The sequence below is a fragment of the Hyalangium minutum genome, from assembly GCF_000737315.1.
Lineage (GTDB): Bacteria > Myxococcota > Myxococcia > Myxococcales > Myxococcaceae > Hyalangium > Hyalangium minutum.
On the sequence record NZ_JMCB01000006.1, the window covers coordinates 310,225 to 330,372 of the forward strand.

The following is a 20,148-nucleotide window of genomic DNA, read 5'->3' on the forward strand; positions in this document are numbered from 1 at the left end:
CTCACCGCACCGGCTGCCCCAGCCGCTCCCATCGCACGTGCCAGTCCGGGCCGAGAGAGAAGTGCACGGAGACGGCCACGCCCTTCACGCTGAGCTCAGGCACTCCACCCCAGAAGCGGGAGTCGTAACTGTTCGTGCGGTTGTCCCCGAGCACGAAGAGCTGCCCCACGGGCACGGCACATCCGCCATCCTTCGGCTCCAGGCCCTGGGGGCAGCGTCCGTCCTCCGCGGGGAAGCGGCCCTCATGCGCGAAGGCCAGGTCGTGCCTCACACGGTAGCGGCGCGAACCGAGGACTTCTTCGTACTCCTCGCAGTCTCCTCCCTCCGTGGGCCCCTCGGCCGACTCGCAGGAGCCCACCAACTTCCGCTCCAAGGGCTGCCCGTTGAGGAGGACCACGCCGTTGCGTATCGCCACGGTGTCTCCGCCTCGGGCGACCACGCGCTTCACGAAGTCCTGCTCCGGCTTCTGGGGATCGGGAAAGACGATGATCGAGCCACGCTCAATGGGCTGCCACTGCCAGGGGGTGCGCACCGTGCGATCCGCCACGAACTGATCCCCTTGAAGCAGGGTCGGCTCCATGCTCGAGCCCGGCACCCAGAAGGGCTCGGCAATGAACCTGCGGTTGAGCCTCGCGGCGGCCTGGCCCGAGAGCAGGAACGCCACGGCCAGCACGGCGGCCCGCCCCGTGCTCGGGAGACCTCGGGAGGAAGGGCGTAACAGCGCCGCATCGATGATGGAGCCCAGCTGCAGCACCACGATGAGCACCGCCCCCGCCACGCCCGTGAACAGCAGCGAGGCCTGCAACAGGAGCAGCGCGAGAAACCATGCCAGCCCCCGCTGCCACCGGCCCAGCACCCCGTGACCCGCTCCCGCCGGAGTACATAGCGCCACGAGCACTGCCACCGTCCGGCGCCGCCAGCCCACCTTTCCTTCTTCACCCACCATGGCCCAGCTCTCTCACGGCCCGAGTGCTCAGCTCAAGGCCTCACTGCACCGGGGGCACACCTCGCTCTCCTGCTCCACCTCTTCCGCGAACCCGCCGCAGCGCGGGCACTTCGCGCCCCAGGCAGGCAGCACCTCGGCCGCCAGCTCCGCGCCGTTCCATGCCTGGGCCAGCGCGAGCGGCCGCGCCTTCGGCCCAGGCTCATCCACCAGCTCCACCTGGCTCACCCGGAACAGCGCGGGCAGCTCTTCGATGTGCGCGAGGAGAAAGGCTTTCGCCTCACCGGCCGCCGCGAGCACCACCCGTGCATTCAGAGAGGAGCCGAGCCGCTCCTCTCGCAGTGTCTCCTCGATGAGAACCCGCACCGCGCTGCGCATGGCCAGGAGCCGCGCGTACCGCTCCGCCAGCTCCGGGTCCATGGGCCCCACGGGCTGGGGCAGGTCCGTCAGAAAGACACTCTCCGCAGACCGGCCCGGGAGCTGCTGCCAGGCCTCCTCGGCCGTGAAGCTCAGGATGGGCGCCAGCAGCCGCAGCAGCGAGGAAGCCACCTCGAACAGCACAGTCTGCGCGCTCCGCCGCTCCCGCCCCGAGGCACTCGCCGTGAGGAGCCGATCCTCGATGATGGCGAAGTACGTCGCGGACAGCTCCGCCGCGCAGAAGTCCATCACATCCGAGTGCACGCGGTGAAGCGCGTGAGCCTCATAGGCCTCGCGCACGCGCGCCACCATCTCCGACAGCCGTCCCCGCGCCCACGCATCCAGCGGGAGCAACTGCGAGGCGGGCACGGAGTCCCTCGCGGGCTCGAAGCCGGAGAGGTGGCCCAGCGCGAAGGCCAGCGTGTGGCGAAGCTTCGCGAGGTCCTGGATCAGCGCCTCACGGATCGCGTCCGACAGCGGCACATCGTTCTGGAGATCGCTGAAGGCCGCCCACAGCCGCAGCACCTCCGCGCCGTACCGCACCACGAACGTCTTGGCGTCAGCGTCGCGCTCTTGGCTCCTGGACAGCTTCTGGCCATGGGCATCCACCCCGGAGCCGTGCGTGAAACAAGTCCGGTAGGGAGACGCGTCCCGAGTGCCCACGGACACCACCATCGCCGAGGCGAGCCAGCCGTCGAGCTGCTCACGCTCCGTCAGGCACAGGTCCGCTGGCAGGCCCTGTCGCGGACCGAGCACCGCCGAGAACATGCACGCCGCATCGAACTGCGGATCCAAGGTATCGGTCTCGCGCCGGAACCGGCTCCCGCCACACGAGGCACACCGGAAGTCCGCGCCCAGGAACTCCTCCACCGGCGTGCGGTGCCACACGCTCGCGTCCGCCTTCTCCACCGTCGCTGCCACGCGCTCCATCAGCTCAGGAGACACCACCGCCTCGCCGCAGCCCTCGCAGTACGCGATGGGCAGGGGGACGCCCCAGCTCTCCTTCCGGCTGATGCACCCATCCGCCCGCTTCTCCAACACGTCCCGAAGAGCGCCGCGCCCGCTGTCAGGCCTCCACTGCACCCGGTCTGCTTCCTCCATCGCCCGCTCGCGGAGCGTCTTCCCGCCCGGCAGCGGCGAATCCAACGCGATGAACCACTGAGCGGAGGCGGCCCGGATGACGGGCTGATGGCAGCTCCGGCAGTGCGGCAGGGAGTGCTCCACCGTGTCCTTCTTCGCATTCAGCAGGGCACCCCGCTCCGCCAGCAACTCCAGGATGACCGAATCGGCCGCGAGCACCCGCATCCCCTGGAGCGGCGTGCCCACCGTCTCGTCATAGCGCCCGTTCTGGCCCACGGGGTTGTAGAGCTCCAGACCGAGCTTCGGGTCCACCTCGGCGTCTCCCTGGCCGAGCCCCGGCGCCACGTGCACCAGCCCCGTGCCCTGCTCCAACGTCGAGGGCCCACCCAGCACCACCTGCCCTGTCCGCTCCAGGAACGGGTGCTGGTAGCGAAGGCCCGCCAGGTCCTCGCCGCTCGCGTACACGAGGATCTTCCGCAGATCATCGAACGCCACCGTCTCCACATCGCCGCCGGGCAGGCGCGCGTTCTTCATCACCAGCTCGTCCGCCTTCACCTCGGCGAGCACCTTGGCCAGCAGGTCCTTGGCCACGCAGAGCACGCGCTGGCCTGCCTCGTAGAAGACGTACTCGAAGTCCGCATTCACCGAGAGGGCCACGTTGCCCGGCAGTGACCACGGCGCCAGCGTCCAGGTGACGAAGAAGACCTCGCGCCCTTTCAGCGAGGAGAACCGCTCCGCCACCTCGGGCCCCGCGCGGAAGGCCACGTAGACCGAGGGGCTCAGGCGGGATGCTTCCTCCACCTCATGCTCCCCCAGCACCTTCTGTTCCTCGGGGCACCAGAGCAGTGGCTGCTTCCTCCGGGAGAGCAGCCCGCGCCGAGCCAGGGTGGCCAGCTCACGCAGCTCACGCGCCGCGTACGCCGGATCCTGCGTCCGGTATGGCTTTGCCTCACTCCCAAGCCCCCCGAGACGATGGAGCACGGCCTCCTTCTGTTGGAGGAAATCGTCCTCGGACGGCATGCCATGGGTGTCCCAGCCGAAGAGGAAGTCACACCGGCGCCCGCTGAGATGGCGGTACTTCCGCACGATGTCCTGGAGCACCACGCTCAGCGCCTGGCCCATGTGCAGCGGGCGGCGGGCCTCCAACGGCCGAGCCGCCAGCACGAAGGGCTCGGCGCCCGTGCGCTGCTCCCGCATCCGAGCCCCAAGGGAGAGCTCGGACCACCTCGCCAGCATCCGAGGCTCCACCCGCTCTGGCTCTCCCTGCGGAGGAAGCTCGGTGCGCGGGAGGTTCAGGGTGCCGCGGTAGTCCTTCGGAGGCGCGCCAACGTCGCTCATGAAGGACGGGCCGTAGCACGCCCCTCCAGGCCCATCAATGCGCGCCGGGCCGCAGTGTCAGCCGCGAGCGCCGGGGCTCACTGCGGCGCTTCGAGCAGGTCATCATCCGCGCCGTTGCGGCTCATCACGATGACCGTCAGCCCACCGCCCTCGCGGGGGCGGCTCAGCACTTCCACCGACTCGTTGCCCTTGCGGAAGACCCCAGGCTTCGTCTCCGTGTAGCCCTTCTTCGGCATGGCCTCACGGTAGAAGTCCTGCAGTTGCTGCTGCGTGGCCTTCGTGGTGTACGAGAGCGACTTGCCCGACTCGATGTTGATGGTGACGAGGTTGTCCGCCGCCGGGTACACCGCCACGAAGGCCGAGTCCTCGGGCTTGCGGATCTGCCCCACGTTGGCCGTGCCCAGCAGCACCTTCGTCGTCTTGCCGTCCGGGTTGGGCCGCATGATGACGGAGTAGGCCAGCAGCCGGTCCACATCCAGCGCGGTCAGCGTAATAGCCCCGTGCACCACGGTCTGCCCCTTGGGCGGGGGAATGAAGAAGCCGGCCTTCTTGAACTGCTCGGCGAAGTGCTTGAAGAGGGCGTCCGGCTTCCAGCTGGACGTCACCGCGTGCAGCTTCATGGGGATGCCGAGCGCCTCCTGCGTTCCCGCCACATCCACGTGGTGGACGATGCCCGGCACATCCCACTCAAAGTCACCCGCTGCCGACACCGCGGGGGCCAGCGCCCCCACCACCAGCAGCACTCCGGCCAGCGCAGTCCTCACGGCGGCGGCACCCCGCCCAGCCACTTCTCCTGCCGATCCGCGTACGCCGAGTGCCTGCTGCCCGTGCGCACGTTGGTCATCCAGTTCGCGGGGTCCGAGTCTCCGCCCGTCATGCCGGAGTCCGGGCCCTTCATGTAGCTGAGCCGGAACCGGCTCTCCAGGTCGTCGCCGGGCCCCCGCTGCACCACGGCCATGGCCATGGCCCTGCCCGCCGCGGGGCCTTCGCCGCCCAGCTGCCGGTACATCGGGTGGACCAGCTCCTTGAAGCCCGTGTTGGTGCAGCCCTGGAGCGCGCAGTCCTCCTTCTCGTTCGGAGCACCGGACAGGCCCCAGTCATCCAGCAGAATGGCGATCTTGCCCGACCCGCAGGCCCCGCCGCTGGGCAGACCGATGGCGCACACCGGGATGCCACTGACGTTCGGGTAGTTCTTCTCCTTGAAGAAGCCGCTGTTGGCCTCATTCACGAACTCTTTGGGGAAGCGATCCAACACCCGGATCTGCGCGGTCGCGCTGCAGCTCATGCCACCCTCGCCGGCCTGGTACGGCTTGAGCCGGGCCTGGCTGGTGTTGATGCCGCCCACGTTGTCCTGCTGGCACTGCACCTGGAGACCGTCCGCCTCGGTGAACACCAGCCGGGGCGTGCCCCCGCCTGCCGAGGTACGCCCGTCGAAGTTGCCATAGCGGCTGGTGGCATCTCCCCCCGCGGAGGAGATGGCCGAGGTGCGCTTCGAGTAGTTGTTGGGGTGCACGTGCATCTGCTTGGCCGTGGTGTCCCAGAGGGCCCCGGCCGCCGCCTCGTGCACCTTGGGCATCAGGTAGCCAATCTCCGCCAGGTGGATGCCCCACACCAGGATGGAGATGAACACCAGCAGCCCCAGGGCCGTCTCCACCATGGCCTGCCCGCGGCGCGAGCGCATGCCGTGCGTTCTCATTGGAAGCCTCGGAAGCCTGCGTTGTACAGCGCCTTGGCCGCGTCACCCGCCCACGGCACCCCGGCTTGCTGCATCGTCGTGGGAATGTCGCCGCCGGGCATCTTGCCCTGCTGGTCGATGTCCGGCGACACCAGGGTGGCGCGCCAGTAGGGGTTCATCAGATTGGGCGGCTCCTTCCAATCATCCCCCCGGTGGTAGTACGCCATGCCCGTGGCCAGCGCCGTCTGCTTGGAGATGTCGATGGAGGCCCCGCCCGTGGCCCTCAGGTTGGAGCCCAGCTGCTTGCCCTCACTGCGGGTGCCCCGGTTGGAGAAGTGCTTGGGCGAGCCCGGCACGAAGGCGAAGTCGAAGTCCAGGAAGACGCTCTTGTCCAACTGGCCGGAGCCGCCGCCGTAGTCCCGCTGCAGCAGCGCGTACAGCTTGGGCTGTCCGTACGCGTCCGCCTGGTCCTTCACCTTGGCCTCGGTGTAGTCGTAGGTGATGGGCCAGTTGCCGCCCGCGATGTCGCCGATGCCCGAGTGGGTTTGTGTGTCAGACGCGTTCGGGCACGTGCCGCGGCTCCACTCGTGCTTGTCCGGGTTGGACTCGAGGTTGGCCAGCACGTCGGCGCTCAGGGACAGGGGGGGCACCGGGATGGGGCACCCGCCAAAGCGGCCGAGGTAGAAGAGGTTGCCGTGGTCATCCGAAGTCGCCGCACCCCAGTTGGCCTCCGCGCCGTGCACAGGGCCTTGAAGCTGATCCGAGCGGGCGGAAGCCCCCTCGCCCCCGAGATAGGCGATGGTCCCATACCCTTGAACGAGCTGCATGAGCTTGGAGGTCATCAGCATGGTGCCGCCACCGCGGCCCGTGGTGAAGGAGTCGTCACGGGTGCCCATGTAGATTTCATACTGATGGATGCTGGTGCCGCCGACCAGCCCGTTGCACCAGGCGCCCTGGTTGCAGTCGGAGGCGGCCTCGCGCGTGGCGACCATGTCCGCCGCATCCGGTGCGGTGATGGGCCAGGGGCTGCCGCCTGCCTGGGCGATCACCTTCTTGGCGATGTTCTGGCCCTGCAGCAACCCCGCCAGCATGTCGGAGTTCGCCTTGAAGTCGCTCTCCAGGAAGGTCGCCGTCGTGATGTTGTATTCGCGGACCTGGGCCGAGGCGGCCTTGTCCACCCCGTCCCATACGCCCTGGATGCGTTGGGCCTCCTGGCTGAGCTTCTGCTTCCACAGGCCGAAAGCGATGCCCGCCGGGATCTTCTGAGGGATGGGGCACACGCCGGCGATATAGGCGGCGATGAAGATCGAGGCATCCTGCTGCAGCGCCGCCAGCGCGTCCCGGTAGATGGAGGTCCAGCTGATATAGGCCTGCGTGGCGGACCGGGCCACCGTCAACGCCCACGCGGTGCGGTGCGCGATGGCGACCGTGTTGAAGGTGCGGGCGGTGGCCACCGCGTTGCTGTACGCGGCCGCGTCCGCCAGCGTCTGCAGCTCCATGCGCTCACGCACCCGCATACCGAACGAGACGGTGAGCAGCACCATCAGCGACAGGAACAGCAGCATGAAGGTGAAAATGATCAGGGTTTGTCCGCGACGGAGCATCGTCATCCCTCGGTCTCTCAGGGGGCGCAGTTCTGCTGACTGAAGTATTGCTGCAGCGCAGGGGTCATCATCCGCATCGAGTAGCTGGCGGTGATGGGGAAGATGAACTCATTGGCGCTGCGCGAGGTGTACTCGCCCAGGATCTGCGCCTCCATGGTGCTGTTGGCGCTGGTGGTCCAGTTCGCGTTCTTCTCCGCGAGAATGAGCGGGTTGGCCGCGGTGTAGTCCTGGATGGCGAAGTGCGCCCGGAACATCTTGGTCATCACCCAGTTGGCGAAGGGGATGCGCATCGGGTACCAGTAGACGAGCCGGACCTCGAGCCGCATCGGCGGGGCGAGCCCCTGGTCGAAGTTCAGGTCGTCCGCGTTGACGTTCGTGGGCTGCTCACGGATCAGCCAGATCATGTCCCCGTTGAAGCCGGGCAGGGGGGCCAGCTTGTTGTTCCGGTGCGCGGAGAAGGCCGCCGCCAGAGCGTCCGGTGTATTGGTGCGCTCCATCGTGGGCAGCAGCGCGGCAATGGCCGCGTGCATCATCCTCTCGCAGTTGCCGTTGTTCACGCTGCCAGCGCGCGTGGCACGGAAGGCCGCGTACTGCGTCATGATGCGCGCCTGCAGCATCATGAAGAGCTGCAGCGTGCCCAGAAAGAGGAAGATGACCAGCGGCAGGGTGAGGGCAGACTCGACCGCCGCCTGACCCGACTCGCCATTGCGAGGCTTTTTTCCGGAGGAAGCCATTTTGAGCCACATGCTGACACCAGTAGGTGTTCGGGGCCTATCCGCCGGTTGGCCGCGATCAGAAAGCTGAGGGTATTGATCGGCCCACACTCACGGTGCGGGTCTTTCCTTGACGCACCGGGCCGAAGCGAGGCTTAGCGGCGGCGGATGCCCTGGCTGCCGTGGATGGGCCCCTGAGAGGCGTTCGCCTTCTTCTCCTCCTCCTTCTTCTTCTTCTTTTCGGCCGCGGCCTTGGCGTCCTCTTCGCCGCCACAGCCCTTGGCGCACTTCTTATAGACCTTGATGAAGCGGCTGGAGCAGCCCTCCACGCACTCCTGGAACTGGGCCTGCGCGGCGGTGGTGTCGCCCGGCTTGCCGCAGCGATCGACACAGGACGCGGTCTCGTTGCTCTGGTTGGCCACACAGCGCCGCTCGCACTCGTTGTGCTCGGCCAGCGCGGGCCCTGCCAACAACCAGGCGCTCAAGGCTGCGGCGGCGTACCACGGGGTGATGCTTGCACGGGCTCGGGTCATCTTGTGGCTCCTGTTCCGTTTGGGTTCGTCATCTGCAGGGCTGAGGGCGGCGCTCAGCGCGGCTTCATGCCCTTGGCATCCAGCTGGTACTTCTTCACGAGCCGCTCGATGGACTTGCGGTGCAGGCCGCTCTCGCGCGCGGCGCGGGAGAGGTTGCCCTCGCAGCGGGCGAGCACGCTGGTGATGTACTCGCGCTCGAAGTTCTCGAGCAGCTGCTCCTTGGCGTCCTTGAAGGAGAGGTGCTCGTTGAAGGGCAGCGGGCCCTGGCGGTCCTGGCCGCGGACGCGCGGCGGCAGGTGGGCCGGCAGAATCTCCTCGCCCTCGGAGAAGGTGAGCACGTGGGAGAGCACGTTCATCAGCTCGCGCACGTTGCCCGGCCAGCCGTAGCCCATGAGCATGCCCAGGGCCTCGGGCGAGAAGCGCTTGCGCCCGTGGCGCTCCACCACCTCCGGCTCCGCGAGGGCGCGCTTGAGGATGTTGGGGATGTCATCGCGGCGCTGGCGCAGCGGCGGCAATTGAATCTGGATGACGGAGAGGCGGAAGAAGAGGTCCTCGCGGAAGTTGCCCGAGGCGATCTCCTTCACCAAGTCGCGGTTGGTGGCGGCGATGACGCGGCAGTCCACCTCGATGACGTCGTTGCCGCCCACGCGCCGCACCTCGCGGTTCTCCAGCACGCGCAGCAGCTTGGGCTGCAAGTCGAGCCGCAGCTCTCCGAGCTCATCCAGGAAGATGGTGCCGCCGTTGGCGCGCTCGAAGGCGCCGGGGCGGCTGCTCACCGCGCCGGTGAAGGCGCCCTTCTCGTGGCCGAACAGCTCGCTCTCGATGAGGTTGGGCGGAATGGCGCCGCAGTCCAGCACCACCAGCGGGCCGCGGCTGCGCATGGACAGCTCGTGGATGGCGCGCGCCACCAGCTCCTTGCCGGTGCCCGTCTCGCCCTGGATGATGACGGACACGTCCATGGGGGCGATCTTCTTGATGAGGCCGAAGATCTGCCGCATCTTCACGCTCTGCCCCACCATGCCGCACAGCTCGCCCTCACGCTCCGGCTCGATGGTGACTTCTTCGTCGATGGGCGCGAAGGTGAGGACGCTGGAGCCCGCGCGGATCTGCGAGCCCGCCGAGAGGTAGGCGCGTTCAATCCGGCGGCCATCCAGGAAGGTGCCGTTGGTGGAGCTCAGGTCCACCAGCAAGTGGCCCCGGTCCGTGTACTGAATCTCGAAGTGGTGGCGGCTGGCGGTGCGGTCCTCCACGAGCACCAGGTCATTCTGCGGGTGGGAGCCCACGCGCAGCCGCTCCTTGTCGGACACCACCGTGCGCCCGAGGTCCGGGCCCGCGGACACGGTCAACCGGCACTTGTGGAGCTTGACCACCGTAATGGTGGACACATGGCCCATCACCAGCGTGTGCCGGGCCTGCTCGCCGGTGGGGTCCGCGCCGAACTCCACGGCGGGGCCCGGATTGGTGCCAATTTCGTCTGGGTGGGGTCCCTTGGAAGTCATCCGGCGGCGGAGGATACCAAACCGCCGCGTCAGATCCGCCTGCTTGCTGGCTGCTCGTGCTAGGCTTGCGCGCTCCTCATGCCTCCCCGCAAGGCGAAGCCGAAGAAAGCGCCGGCCCCGGCCCGTCCCGAGGCCCCGGCGAGTGCCCCCGTGCCACCCACGGAGCGACCGGCTCGCCGCCGTGCGAAGAAGACCGTGGTCATCCTCTCCCGGAAGCGCTCGCTGTACTCCACGCGACGATTGGTGGAGGCCATCAAGCACCGAGGGCACCGTCCGCTGGTGCTGGACACGCTGCGATGCAGCATGATTCTGGCCAGGGGAAAGCCGCGGATGATGTACCGCGGAGTCGAGATTCGCGGCGTGGACGTGGTGATTCCACGCATTGGCGCTTCCATCACGGCCTACGGGCTGGCGGTGGTGACCCACTTCGACATGATGGGCGTGCCGGTGGTGAACGCGGCGCAGTCCATCTCGCGCAGCCGGGACAAGCTGCGGTGCCTGCAGTACCTGTCACGCGCGGGATTGGACATTCCACGCACGGTGATGGCGCACGACCGGAGCAACGTCCGCAAGCTCGTGGAGGAGGTAGGCGGGCTGCCCGTCATCATCAAGCTCATCCGGGGCACGCAGGGAGTCGGGGTGATGATTGCCCACACGCAGCCTGAGGTGCAGACCATCGTGGACACCTTCTGGGACCTGGGCCAGGAGATCGTCCTCCAGGAGTTCGTCGCCGAGAGCAAGGGCAAGGACGTACGCGCCCTCGTGGTGGGCGACCGGGTGGTGGGGGCGATGCGGCGCCAGGCGAAGAAAGAGGGCGAGTTCCGCTCCAACATCCACCGAGGCGGCGAGGGGCAGCCCATCCAACTTCCGCCGTCCTATATCGAGGCGGCGGTGACGGCGGCGAGCATCATCGGGCTGGGCATCGCCGGAGTGGACATGCTCGAGGGCCACGAGGGCCCGCGGTTGATGGAAATCAACTCCAGCCCGGGCTTCGAGGGCCTGGAGGCAGCCACCCGCCAGGACATCGCCGGGGAGATGATCGACTACGCGCTGGAGTTCGCGGAGAGCAAGCGTGCAGACAAGCGGACCCACCGCCGGGTGAGTTGAGGTGAGAAGAGGTACCGGGCGTACAAGCCCTGTACTTGAGCGGATCCTGCGGGAATGAGCGTCTCTGCCGGATGTCAGGAGGGGATTGGCAGTTGGGATCGGCCCTTCTAATGTGCGGCCCACCCGATGAGAGCCCTGCTGCCCAAGCCGCTGCAGATTACCGTCTACCAGGATGTGCTGTGCGCCTGGTGTTATCTCGCTGACCTCCGCCTGGAGATTCTCCGGAAGGAGTTCGGTGACACCGTGCGCTGGCGAGTGCGCCCCTACCCGTTGCGTGTGGTGGACACGCTGCCCACGGAGCGCGAGCTGCGTGGGCTCACCGAAGAGGTGGCACGCGCGCAAGCCGAGCCCGAGCCCGTGGCTCGGCTGTTGTCCACCGACTTGTGGCGCAGTGGAGATCCTCCGCGCTCGAGCCTGCCGGGACTGGCGGCGCTCGAAGCGGCGCGGCTCCAAGGTCCGCAGGCGCGCGCGTATCTCGCGCGGGCCATGCAGCGCGCGGCGCTGGAGCAAGGCGTCAACGTGGCGCGCACGGATGTGGTGTTCGAGCTGGCCAGCCGCGTGGGCCTGGCCATGAACGACTTCTCCGCCGCGTTTCATTCCGAGGAGACGCGGCGCCTCATCCTCGACGAGCACCGGCTGGCCTCCAGCCGCGGCGTGCGGGGCGTGCCCACCCTCGTCATCGGCGGCCGGTGGATGATCTGCGGCCTGCGCGACATCGCCGAGTACCGCGAGTACATCCTCACGTGCATGGGGAAGCTGGCGGCGCCGCGCTCGGGCTCCTCCGAGCGGCTGGTTCACTGATCCGCCAGCAGCCCTCCCAGTCATGTAGGCGAAGGAAATACACGAGCCCCGGGGTTCTGCTCCGGGGGTTGAATTTCCTTCCTGCCTGGCCGTCTGTTCGAATGTCGTCGCACGAACCAAGCGGGCTGGCCCGTCCCCTGGCCCGGGAGAACATTCACATGCGTCGCCTCCTCACACTCCTCGCACCGCTGGCACTGATGGCAGGCACCGGCTGCGTCGTCACGCCATCCCACGGCCACATCCGCACCTATTCAACCGTGGCGGTGACGCAGTACCGCTTCTACGGGGCGCACCCCATCGCGGGGACCAGCAGCTGGTGCCTCGAGGAGTACGACCACGTCCACGACTACGCGCCGGAGACGCAGTACTACTCGTACACGAACAACGTGTACCGCTACAGCGGCCCGACGGTGGTCTGGTACATGGACTACCACCCGATTCCGGCGGGCGGTTACTGCAACTACCACGGCCGCCACAACCACGATTACTACCCACGGCAGTATGACGGGTGGACGTACTCGTGGGACCGCAGCCGCGACGTCTACGTCTACAACAACCCGCGCTACACGCACGGCGCGTCGCCGGCGAACGGCAGCTATCAGCAGCCCAGCCGCCCCTCGCAGCCGTACTACCCGCCCACGAACAACAGCGGTGGCACGTACCGTCCGCCTCCGGCGGGCCAGGGTGGCTGGGGCAACCCGCCCGCGAACCACGGCGGCTACAACAACCCGCCTCCTCCGAACAACAACGGCGGTTCCCGTCCTCCCCCTGCCGGCCAGGGTGGCTGGGGTAACCCTCCGAACAACGGCGGCGGCAACAACGGTGGCGGCTACGGCAACGGCGGCGGCAACAACGGCGGCGGCAACGGCGGTGGCTGGGGCAACAAGCCTCCGAACAATGGCGGCAACACGCCTCCGAGCTACCCGCCCCCGAGCAACGGTGGCGGCAACAACGGTGGCGGCAACAACGGTGGTGGCAACAGCGGTGGTGGCAACAGCGGTGGTGGCAACAACGGTGGTGGCAACAACGGTGGTGGCAACAACGGTGGTGGCTACGGCAACGGTGGCGGCAACGGTGGCGGCAACGGTGGCGGCAACAGCGGCGGTGGCTGGGGCACGCCTCCGGGCCACGGTGGTACGCCTCCGGGTCAGGGCGGCACGCCTCCGGGCCAGGGTGGCGGCAGCAAGCCTCCGGGTCACCAGGGCAACCCCGGCAGCGGCAATGGCGGCTGGGGCAACGGCAATGGCAACAGCGGCGGCAACGGCGGTGGCAACGGCGGTGGCAACGGCAACGGCGGTGGCAACGGCGGCAACCGCGGTGGCAGTGGCTGGGGCAACCCGGGCAGTGGCAGCAGCCGCGGCTCGTCCAGCAGCGGTTCGTCGGGCGGCAGCGTTCGCTGGTAGTTAATCGTCCGCAACGGGACGGTCTCCCGCGGGGTGGATTGCCACCCCGCAGGAGCATGGAAATCTTGCCGGGCAGTTATGAAGTCCTCGTACCTGCCTGCTTGCTGTGTCCTCCTCGGCGTGAGCCTCGCGGCTTGTGGCTCCGGTGCCCATCCGGATCCCGGCTCGCGCACCGAGGATGCCCAGATCGTCGATCTGGATAACCTCCTCATCACCGTGCATGGACAGGTGGCGCTGCTACCCGAGGCCGCACGGCTGATGTCAGCGCAAGGGCAACCGCCTCCCGCGCTCGCTGGACTTCCCATCGTCATCGAGGAGCCCTTGCGCGTCGGGGTGAGTGATCCGAGCGCCAGCTTTGGCTCCGGTACACTCGACGAGGCAGGAGGCTTCTCCATCCCGGGTGTCCCGGTGAAGGACATCCACCAGAGCCTCGCGGTGCGCGTCTCGGAGCCAAGCTTCGCGCCCGCCTCGACCATCGTCTTCGACACCGCCTTTACCGGCGCGCGGCCGCGAACGGATGTCATCAACACCCACGTCTGGGCCGTGCCGATGGCGTTCCAGGACGCGCTGACCCAAGCGGTGGGCGCGGAGACGCTCCGCGTTCTCACGGAGGGCCGGGCCCAGACGCTGCTGCAGGCGGGCTTCGTCCTCGGCCGGGTGGTGGATGAAAAGGGCCAACCGGTGGCCGGAGCGCGCGTCTGGCTCGATCGGGGCGAGCTGGCGGATCGGCTCTACTATCCCTCCGACGATCTGGCCCACATGGGCCAGGAAGGCACCAGCGCCAACGGGCTCTTCCTCTACGTGCACTCGGGCGCGGACGCCGAGACGTTCCGCGTGAGCATCCACGGTACGGAGACGTACGTGTGGCGCAACGCGGGGGCTACCCCGGGCCATGGGCTCGTGCTCACGCTGTTTCCGGGCACCTACGCCCCGTAGCGACTCCCCGGCGTATCCCCCGGAGTGTCGGCTTTCCCACCGCTGCGAGTCGCGAGGGTTGATCCTCCTTCACGCCGGGTGAGACCCTTGGGTGTCAGGGCAATGCGCTCCGGGGGGGGGCCGCGAATGTCCAATAGATCGCGCACGAGGAGTGCCCAGATCGCCTGGGGCCTCGTCTGGGCGGGGAGTCTGGCCAGTCCACTCACAGGTGCCTTGGGCCTGTTGGGTTGGGGACTGGACCGCGCCTTCGCGAACTCGGGGCCGCTGGGCCTGATTGATCTGGCACCGCACACGGCGCTCGGGCTCATCCTCGGGGGCATCTCCTTGGGATTGCTGCGCCCGGAGGAGCCAGGCCTGCTTCGCAGGGCCGTGGGCCGGGCCTGCGCCGTGGGCATGGGCGTCATCGGCGTCGCCATCCTCTTCCAGTACTTTGGCCTGGAGTTGGTGCGGTCCGCGCTGACGCAGCCGTGGATTCCCTCGCTGTCGCGGCCACCCTCCGAGACAACGGAGATGACCGCCACCGCCCTTTGCTTCGTGCTGCTGGGGGGTGGGCTGCTGCTGCTCGGGCGCTCGCAGCCCCATCCCACGTGGCGGATGGAGGTGCTCATCCTCCCCGCGCTGTTCGTCACCCTGATGATGATCCACGGGCTGCTCCACGGAGCGCTCGTGTCCGCGAACACGCCGGTGCTCCTGTCCCACACGGGGATGGGGCTGCAGACCACGGTGGGGCTGCTGCTGCTCGGCGTCGGGGCCCTGTGCTCGCGGCCAGAGCAGGGACTGATGATCCACATCACCCGGTCCACGCTCGGGGGTTACCTCGCGCGCCGGCTCGTGCCGGTGACGCTGCTGGGCCCGCTGCTGTTCAGCGTCCTGCTCGAGGTGCTCGTCCGGTTCCACCTCCTGGGCCAGCCCTTGAAGACACCGCTGTTCGCCACGGTGGCGAGCCTTGGCAGCGCAGGGCTCGTGCTCCTGTCTACCTCGCTGTTGGACCGTCTCCACCGGCAGCGCCAGCAAGCGAACGCCGCGCTCGCGGCCTCCGAGGCACGCTACCGGAACCTGCTGGAGACCGCGCCGGATGCCGTGGTCGCCGTGGATCAGCATGGCCTGGTGCGCTTCGTGAACGCGCAGGTGGAGCGGGTGTTCGGCTACCGGCGTGAGGAGCTGATCGGCCAGGACGTGGCGGTGTTGCTCCCCGAGCCCTATCGGGAGCAGCACCGCCTCTTCCGCGAGGCTTACATGCGCAACCCCGTGCTTCGCTCGGTGGGTCAGGCGGTGCCACTGCGGGGCCGGCACAAGGAGGGCTCCGAGTTCCCCGTGGAGGTGAGCCTCAGCCCCTGCCAGACGCCAGAGGGGTTCACGGTCACCGCCATCATCCGGGACGTGACGGAGCGCGAGCAGCACCTGGCGCGCCTGCAGGACGCGCGCGCCGAGGCCGAGCGGGAGCGCCAGCTCCTACAGACCGTGGTGGACAGCGCCCCGGTGGGCATCCTCTTCGTGGACCCCGAGACGGACAAGGTGCGGACCAACGTCGCGCTCACGGCCATGCTGGGCCGCCCGGCGGAGACCACCGAGGGCCAGGGCCCCTACTACGGGAACTTCCTGCACCCGGACGGGCGAAGCGTGAGCCTCGATGAGTTCCCCTCCACCCGGGCCCTCACCGGCCAGGCCGTTCCCGCCCAGGAGTTCCTCGTCGTCCGTCCGGATCGGCAGCTGCCGGTGCTGGCCTCGGCGGCGCCTGTGTTCGGCAGCTCCGAGGCGGTGCGCGGCGTGGTCGTCACCATCCAGGACATCACCGCCCGCCGCGAGCTGGAGCAGCTCCAGCAGGACTACGTGGGGCTCATCTCGCATGACCTGCGCAACCCGCTCCAGGTGATTGCCCTGCGCACCCAGCTGCTGCAGCGGCTGCTCCAGGAGCGAGGCCTCACGCGCGAGGCGGCCCTGACCGGGAGCCTGCTCCAGAACACGCGGCAGATGAACTGGCTGGTCGAGGAGCTGCTGGAGAACTCCATTCTGGAGGCCGGGCAGGTGGAGCTCCGCCGGGAGCCCACGGACCTGGTCCACTTCCTCGAGGAGGTGCTCGAGCGCGACCTGCCGCCCGATGCCCGCGAGCGATTCCACCTCCAGTGGACGAGCGCCATGCCACCCGTACCGGTGGATCCCCAGCGCCTTGAGCGCGTGGTCGTGAACCTGCTCACCAACGCGCTCAAGTACAGCCCAGCGGGCACGCCCATCGAGCTGCGCCTCCAGCAAACCGGGGAGGCCGTGGAGCTCTCCGTGCAGGACCACGGCCTGGGTCTGCTGCCGGAGGATGCCGTGCGCCTCTTCCAGAAGTACTACCGGACGAAGGAGGGCCGTCGGGCAAAGGGCGCGGGGCTGGGGCTCTACATCTGCCGGCTGATCGCCGAGGCGCATGGAGGCCGCATCCGTGTAGAGAGCGAGCCAGGCCAGGGGACCATCTTCACCGTCACCCTCCCCATGACGCTCCCCGCGCAGGAGAACTCCCAGACGCAACAAGGGGCCGCCTGAGCGCCTGAGCGGGCCGGAAGGAGCCACGTCGAAACGGCTCAGAATTCAGAGCAACGGCCCCTGACCACGAGCCGTGTGCCACAACGCATGAACTCGAACCACGCCCTCGGTCTCATCCACCGTGTAGTAGAGGTGGTAGCGCGTCCGAGGGAGCAGAACCCTCCGCATGCCCGAGAGAGACGTGCGCCGGTAAGGAGCACCCGCTCCCGGAGAAGCAGCCACCGTTTCGACTGCAGCAGAGAGCTCCTCCATCAACAAGCCGGGAGAAGCTGGGCGATTGCTTCTCCACCACTGCTCGACTTGCCGAGCTTGCCTCACCGCCTCGGGCGAGAACTCAACGCGGTGGCGTCTCACGGTTCGCGGATCTGCCTCAGCGCCTCGTCAGCCGGGATGCCTTCTTTGTCCCGAAATTGTTCGGCAGACCGCTCGAGGGCCGCATGCAACCGCGCTCGATCCTCTTCCTGGAGGGAGTCGCTGTCATCCGCCAGCGTGAGCTCAACCTCCGTGCCTTCGGGAAGGTCTACAGGCTCATCCATGACGAGCCTGCCACTGCGGACACGCGCCTTGAGAGTGAGCCCCATCAGGAAAGTATAAGTCTCCCCTGGGAAAATGGCTCCTGCTCCCATCTCGGGCAGTTGAGCAGCACCAGTCCCTCTCTTCTTGAGAAGGTCTCGCCTCCCCGCCCCTGCAGGGCCCAGGCAGGCTGGCGCCTACGGAAGGGGTGTTTCGGTCAGTGCGGAACGAACCAGCGCGGCAGCCAGTCCGCGCCCTTCGCCGTGGTGAGGCGCGTCTGCCCCGTGCCGTCCGCGCGCATCAACCACAGGTCCGTGTCCCCTTCCCGCTCCGCCACGAACACCAGGTACTTGCCGTCCGGGCTCCAGGCCGGCGCGTCGTCCCGTGCCTTTCCATCCGTGAGCGCCACCAGCTCGCCCGTCGCGACGTCGGCCCGCCAGATGCGGCTCTTCGCGTCCGGGAGCCGCTCCACGAACACCACCTTCTGGCTGTCCGGACTCCATGCCAGCTCGCGCTCCTCCAGCTTCGTCGAGGTCCCCGAGAGCGCTCGCAGCTCCGTCCCATCCGGCCGCACCACGTAGTACCGGTCCCGGCTCTCGCGGTTGCTGACGAATGAGAGCCACTTCCCATCCGGGCTCCAGCGCGGCTCGCGGTCCTCCCGGTAGAACGCGGTGACGCGGCGCACCTCCGAGCCGCCCACGGGCATCACGTAAATCTCGGGGTCTCCCTCGCGGCTCGACACGAACGCGATCTCCCGGCCATCCGGGGACACATCCGGCTCGAAGCAGCCCTCCGGCACATCCGTCAGGCGCTGCTCGGCCGCGCCCGCCTTGGGCTCCAGCCTCACCAGGTCACTGAAGCTCTGCGCGTCCGACTCGGCCACCAGCCACTTGCCATCCGGCGACCAGCTCGCATTCCGCGCCCGCGCCCGAGGCGCGTTGAGCGGCACCGGCGCCGAGCCATCCAACGGCTGCAGCCGCAGCTGCTCCATGTGAAGCCCCTTCACGCTCCACGTGGCGATGACCAGCAGCGCCTTGCCATCCGGGGCCGGCGCCGAGGTGTAGTCATCCTCCTCGGGGCTCTTCGTGAACTGCGTCTCCTCACCCGTCGGCTTCACCAGCCAGACGTCCTTCTGCACCGCTCGCTCGGAGATGAAGGCGATGACGCCCGGAATGGCCCGCCGCTCCTGCTCGGACAGCGGGCCGGGGCCCGCGGCTGTCCCACGGCCACATTGGCTCGCGGGACAACCGGCACCCACAAGGGCGAGCGCGGCCCACAGCCGCACCCGTCCCAGCCAAGGACGACGAGGTTCGAGGCCCTGGCTCATACGGCTCCCATTAGCGGACGCGGATTGCGTCGGCGACGACCTGGTAGCCCGAGCCCGTCCAGCGGCTCACCTGCACCTTGTTCCAGCCCGCCGGGAAGCTCCACGTGCCCAGCGTGTTCCACTTGCCGCCGTTGATCTGCTGGTTCACGCTCACCGTGGCCAGGTTGGTCCCCGACGTGTTGGTGATGATGAACGGCGCCGTCGTCGAGCGGTCCGTGGCCGCCGTCCACCACGCGTCGATGGTCTTCGTCCCCGCCGCCGGCATGTTGAACCAGAAGACCGCAGGATCCGAGATGGCCTGCGTGGGCGCCACGTAGTAGCCCGAGCCGTAGTAGCCCGCCACGTTCGAAGACGAGGTCCAGTTCGCCGACACCTGGATGTAGCCCATGGAGGTGTCGTTGTTGGCCTGGTTGCTGTCGATGACGAGGCCGGTGGTGCTGGTACCGCATGCCGTGTTGATCTTGCTCAGGTACGTGGACCACGGCCAGTTCGGACCCGGGTCCGTGCGGCTGGCCGGCTGGAGCTTGCCGTGCGCCACGATGTGGTACTGGTCACGCGGGATGCCACGGTCACGCGCGATGTCGCACGACAGCGCCGCGGACGCGTCGATCTGCCCCGCGGGGAAGGACGTCTGGCTGGCGAAGCCGCCGTGCTCGATGCCCACCGCGAAGTGGTTCACCGACAAGCCCTGCAGGTCAGGCTCCATGCCACCGTTCAGGCTTTTGTCATAGGTGGCTCCCACGTGCCAGCCGCGGTCCACCTCGGCCACCAGCTGGGAGATCTCGCTACCGCTCTCGTTCACCACGTAGTGCGCCGACACGCCCGAGGCCGTGTTCACCAGCCAGCTCCAGCAGCTCGAGTAGCTGCCCTCGCAGGTGTGGATGACGATCATCTTGATGCCCGGCGTGGCAGGCCGCGCGTTGTAGTTGGGCGAGGGCCGCCAGATGGAGTTGGCGTAGTCCGGGCCCGCTGCCATCGCGTGCAGCGAGGGCGCCGCGAACTTCGCCTCCACCGGCGTGGGCATGATGGATGCCGTGACCTTGCCGTCCGCGCCCTCGGCCACCACGCCGCTGCGCAGGGTGGCGTAGACACCCTTGTGCACGTGCTCGGCCTGCGCGTCGGTGTGGGTGATGCCGCTCAGGCGCACCGCCGCAGGCGCCCAGGCGCCCAGGTCCGCACGGTCCACCTTCAGCTCATCGGCGTAGGCGGACAACAGCGCCGCGCCCGCGCGGATGTTGGCCTCGGCGTCGTTGCGCACCGCGTCCGGAGAAACCTTGGCCAGGGCCGCACCGCGCTCCAGCTCCGCGCCACGCAGGGCCATCACGCCGAACGCCGGCGCCATGCCCGGGAACTCCTCCTCGCCGCGCACCATGTTCCAGCGCGTCTCCGTGAAGGAGATGGCCTTGAGCAGGTCCGCCGGCACGTTGAACTCGCGCGAGGCCTTGTCGAACAGCGGATCCAGCTGCCCCGTGGAGCCGCGGTTCACCGCGTCCTGCGCCGCATCCGCGACGGCACCAGAGGGATTCTGCGTGGGCTCCTGGGGCTCGGGACCCTGCGGACCGCAGGCAGCCAGCGAGAGGGCCGCGGCGGCGGTCGCCAGCGCGTTGCGCAACGTGGACATGGAAGCTCCTTCCAAGGGGGGAATGGGACAGCGTCGGCTTCACCCTCGTCCGCGAGGGAGCCGGCGCGCACTGCTTAGCAGAATTCTCGCTAAGCAGGAATCTCTATAAAGA

Annotated in this window: 17 protein-coding genes; 5 read left to right on the top strand and 12 right to left on the bottom strand. The window is 68.4% G+C overall.

From position 1 onward, the window contains the following. Position 1: 1 nt before the first annotated feature. The 8 genes from lepB to DB31_RS16770 form a co-directional block, all read right to left on the bottom strand. Positions 2-946 carry a signal peptidase I gene (gene lepB / locus DB31_RS16735; protein ID WP_044188668.1) on the bottom strand — a complete coding sequence of 315 codons (945 nt, stop codon included), beginning with the start codon at positions 944-946 and terminating at the stop codon, positions 2-4. A 27-nt stretch (positions 947-973) separates the two neighbouring features. Further along, positions 974-3,778: an isoleucine--tRNA ligase gene (locus tag DB31_RS16740; protein ID WP_044188672.1), complete on the bottom strand. Its 2,805-nt coding sequence runs from the start codon at positions 3,776-3,778 to the stop codon at positions 974-976. 77 nt (positions 3,779-3,855) lie between these two features. Next, complete coding sequence (locus DB31_RS16745; RefSeq protein ID WP_157232018.1) at positions 3,856-4,542, bottom strand: hypothetical protein; 687 nt, start codon at positions 4,540-4,542, stop codon at positions 3,856-3,858. Continuing rightward, positions 4,539-5,459: a hypothetical protein gene (locus tag DB31_RS16750; RefSeq protein WP_052420020.1), complete on the bottom strand. Its 921-nt coding sequence runs from the start codon at positions 5,457-5,459 to the stop codon at positions 4,539-4,541. The genes DB31_RS16745 and DB31_RS16750 overlap by 4 nt, the downstream gene beginning before the upstream one ends. An 11-nt stretch (positions 5,460-5,470) precedes the next feature. After that, a complete protein-coding gene (locus DB31_RS16755; protein WP_044188677.1) occupies positions 5,471-7,063 on the bottom strand; it encodes a pilus assembly protein TadG-related protein in 1,593 nt (530 codons plus the stop codon). 11 nt (positions 7,064-7,074) lie between these two features. Next, positions 7,075-7,791, bottom strand: coding sequence for a TadE/TadG family type IV pilus assembly protein (locus DB31_RS16760; protein ID WP_044188680.1), 717 nt, complete (start codon positions 7,789-7,791; stop codon positions 7,075-7,077). A gap of 134 nt (positions 7,792-7,925) precedes the next feature. Next, positions 7,926-8,303 (bottom strand): hypothetical protein, encoded by a 378-nt coding sequence (locus tag DB31_RS16765; protein WP_157232019.1) that lies wholly within the window; start codon positions 8,301-8,303, stop codon positions 7,926-7,928. A 53-nt stretch (positions 8,304-8,356) separates the two neighbouring features. Beyond that, positions 8,357-9,697, bottom strand: a complete 1,341-nt coding sequence (locus DB31_RS16770) for a sigma 54-interacting transcriptional regulator (RefSeq protein WP_044189923.1) — start codon at positions 9,695-9,697, stop codon at positions 8,357-8,359. Positions 9,698-9,880: 183 nt separating this feature from the next. Between DB31_RS16770 and DB31_RS16775 the strand changes: the two genes are divergently transcribed. The 5 genes from DB31_RS16775 to DB31_RS16795 all read left to right on the top strand — a co-directional run bounded on the left by DB31_RS16775 (position 9,881) and on the right by DB31_RS16795 (position 16,575). After that, positions 9,881-10,909, top strand: a complete 1,029-nt coding sequence (locus tag DB31_RS16775) for an ATP-grasp domain-containing protein (protein ID WP_044188686.1) — start codon at positions 9,881-9,883, stop codon at positions 10,907-10,909. Between the two features lie 126 nt (positions 10,910-11,035). Further along, positions 11,036-11,710, top strand: a complete 675-nt coding sequence (locus DB31_RS16780; RefSeq protein WP_044188689.1) for a DsbA family oxidoreductase — start codon at positions 11,036-11,038, stop codon at positions 11,708-11,710. A gap of 158 nt (positions 11,711-11,868) precedes the next feature. After that, positions 11,869-13,113 carry a hypothetical protein gene (locus DB31_RS48850; protein ID WP_044188691.1) on the top strand — a complete coding sequence of 415 codons (1,245 nt, stop codon included), beginning with the start codon at positions 11,869-11,871 and terminating at the stop codon, positions 13,111-13,113. A gap of 78 nt (positions 13,114-13,191) precedes the next feature. Then, positions 13,192-14,049, top strand: coding sequence for a hypothetical protein (locus DB31_RS16790; RefSeq protein WP_044188694.1), 858 nt, complete (start codon positions 13,192-13,194; stop codon positions 14,047-14,049). 213 nt (positions 14,050-14,262) lie between these two features. Further along, the gene (locus DB31_RS16795; protein WP_052420022.1) at positions 14,263-16,575 is read left to right on the top strand and encodes a sensor histidine kinase; all 2,313 of its coding nucleotides are present in this window, start codon (positions 14,263-14,265) and stop codon (positions 16,573-16,575) included. A 45-nt stretch (positions 16,576-16,620) separates the two neighbouring features. Here DB31_RS16795 and DB31_RS51590 read toward each other — a convergent pair whose 3' ends face one another. From DB31_RS51590 to DB31_RS16810, 4 genes are all read right to left on the bottom strand, one after another. Continuing rightward, positions 16,621-16,929, bottom strand: a complete 309-nt coding sequence (locus DB31_RS51590; protein ID WP_075306028.1) for a type II toxin-antitoxin system RelE/ParE family toxin — start codon at positions 16,927-16,929, stop codon at positions 16,621-16,623. Further along, a complete protein-coding gene (locus tag DB31_RS16800) occupies positions 16,926-17,156 on the bottom strand; it encodes a hypothetical protein (protein ID WP_044188699.1) in 231 nt (76 codons plus the stop codon). The genes DB31_RS51590 and DB31_RS16800 overlap by 4 nt, the downstream gene beginning before the upstream one ends. Before the next feature lie 149 nt (positions 17,157-17,305). Then, positions 17,306-18,415, bottom strand: a complete 1,110-nt coding sequence (locus DB31_RS16805; RefSeq protein ID WP_044188701.1) for a TolB family protein — start codon at positions 18,413-18,415, stop codon at positions 17,306-17,308. Between the two features lie 10 nt (positions 18,416-18,425). Beyond that, the gene (locus DB31_RS16810) at positions 18,426-20,036 is read right to left on the bottom strand and encodes a golvesin C-terminal-like domain-containing protein (protein ID WP_044188703.1); all 1,611 of its coding nucleotides are present in this window, start codon (positions 20,034-20,036) and stop codon (positions 18,426-18,428) included. Positions 20,037-20,148: the final 112 nt, after the last annotated feature.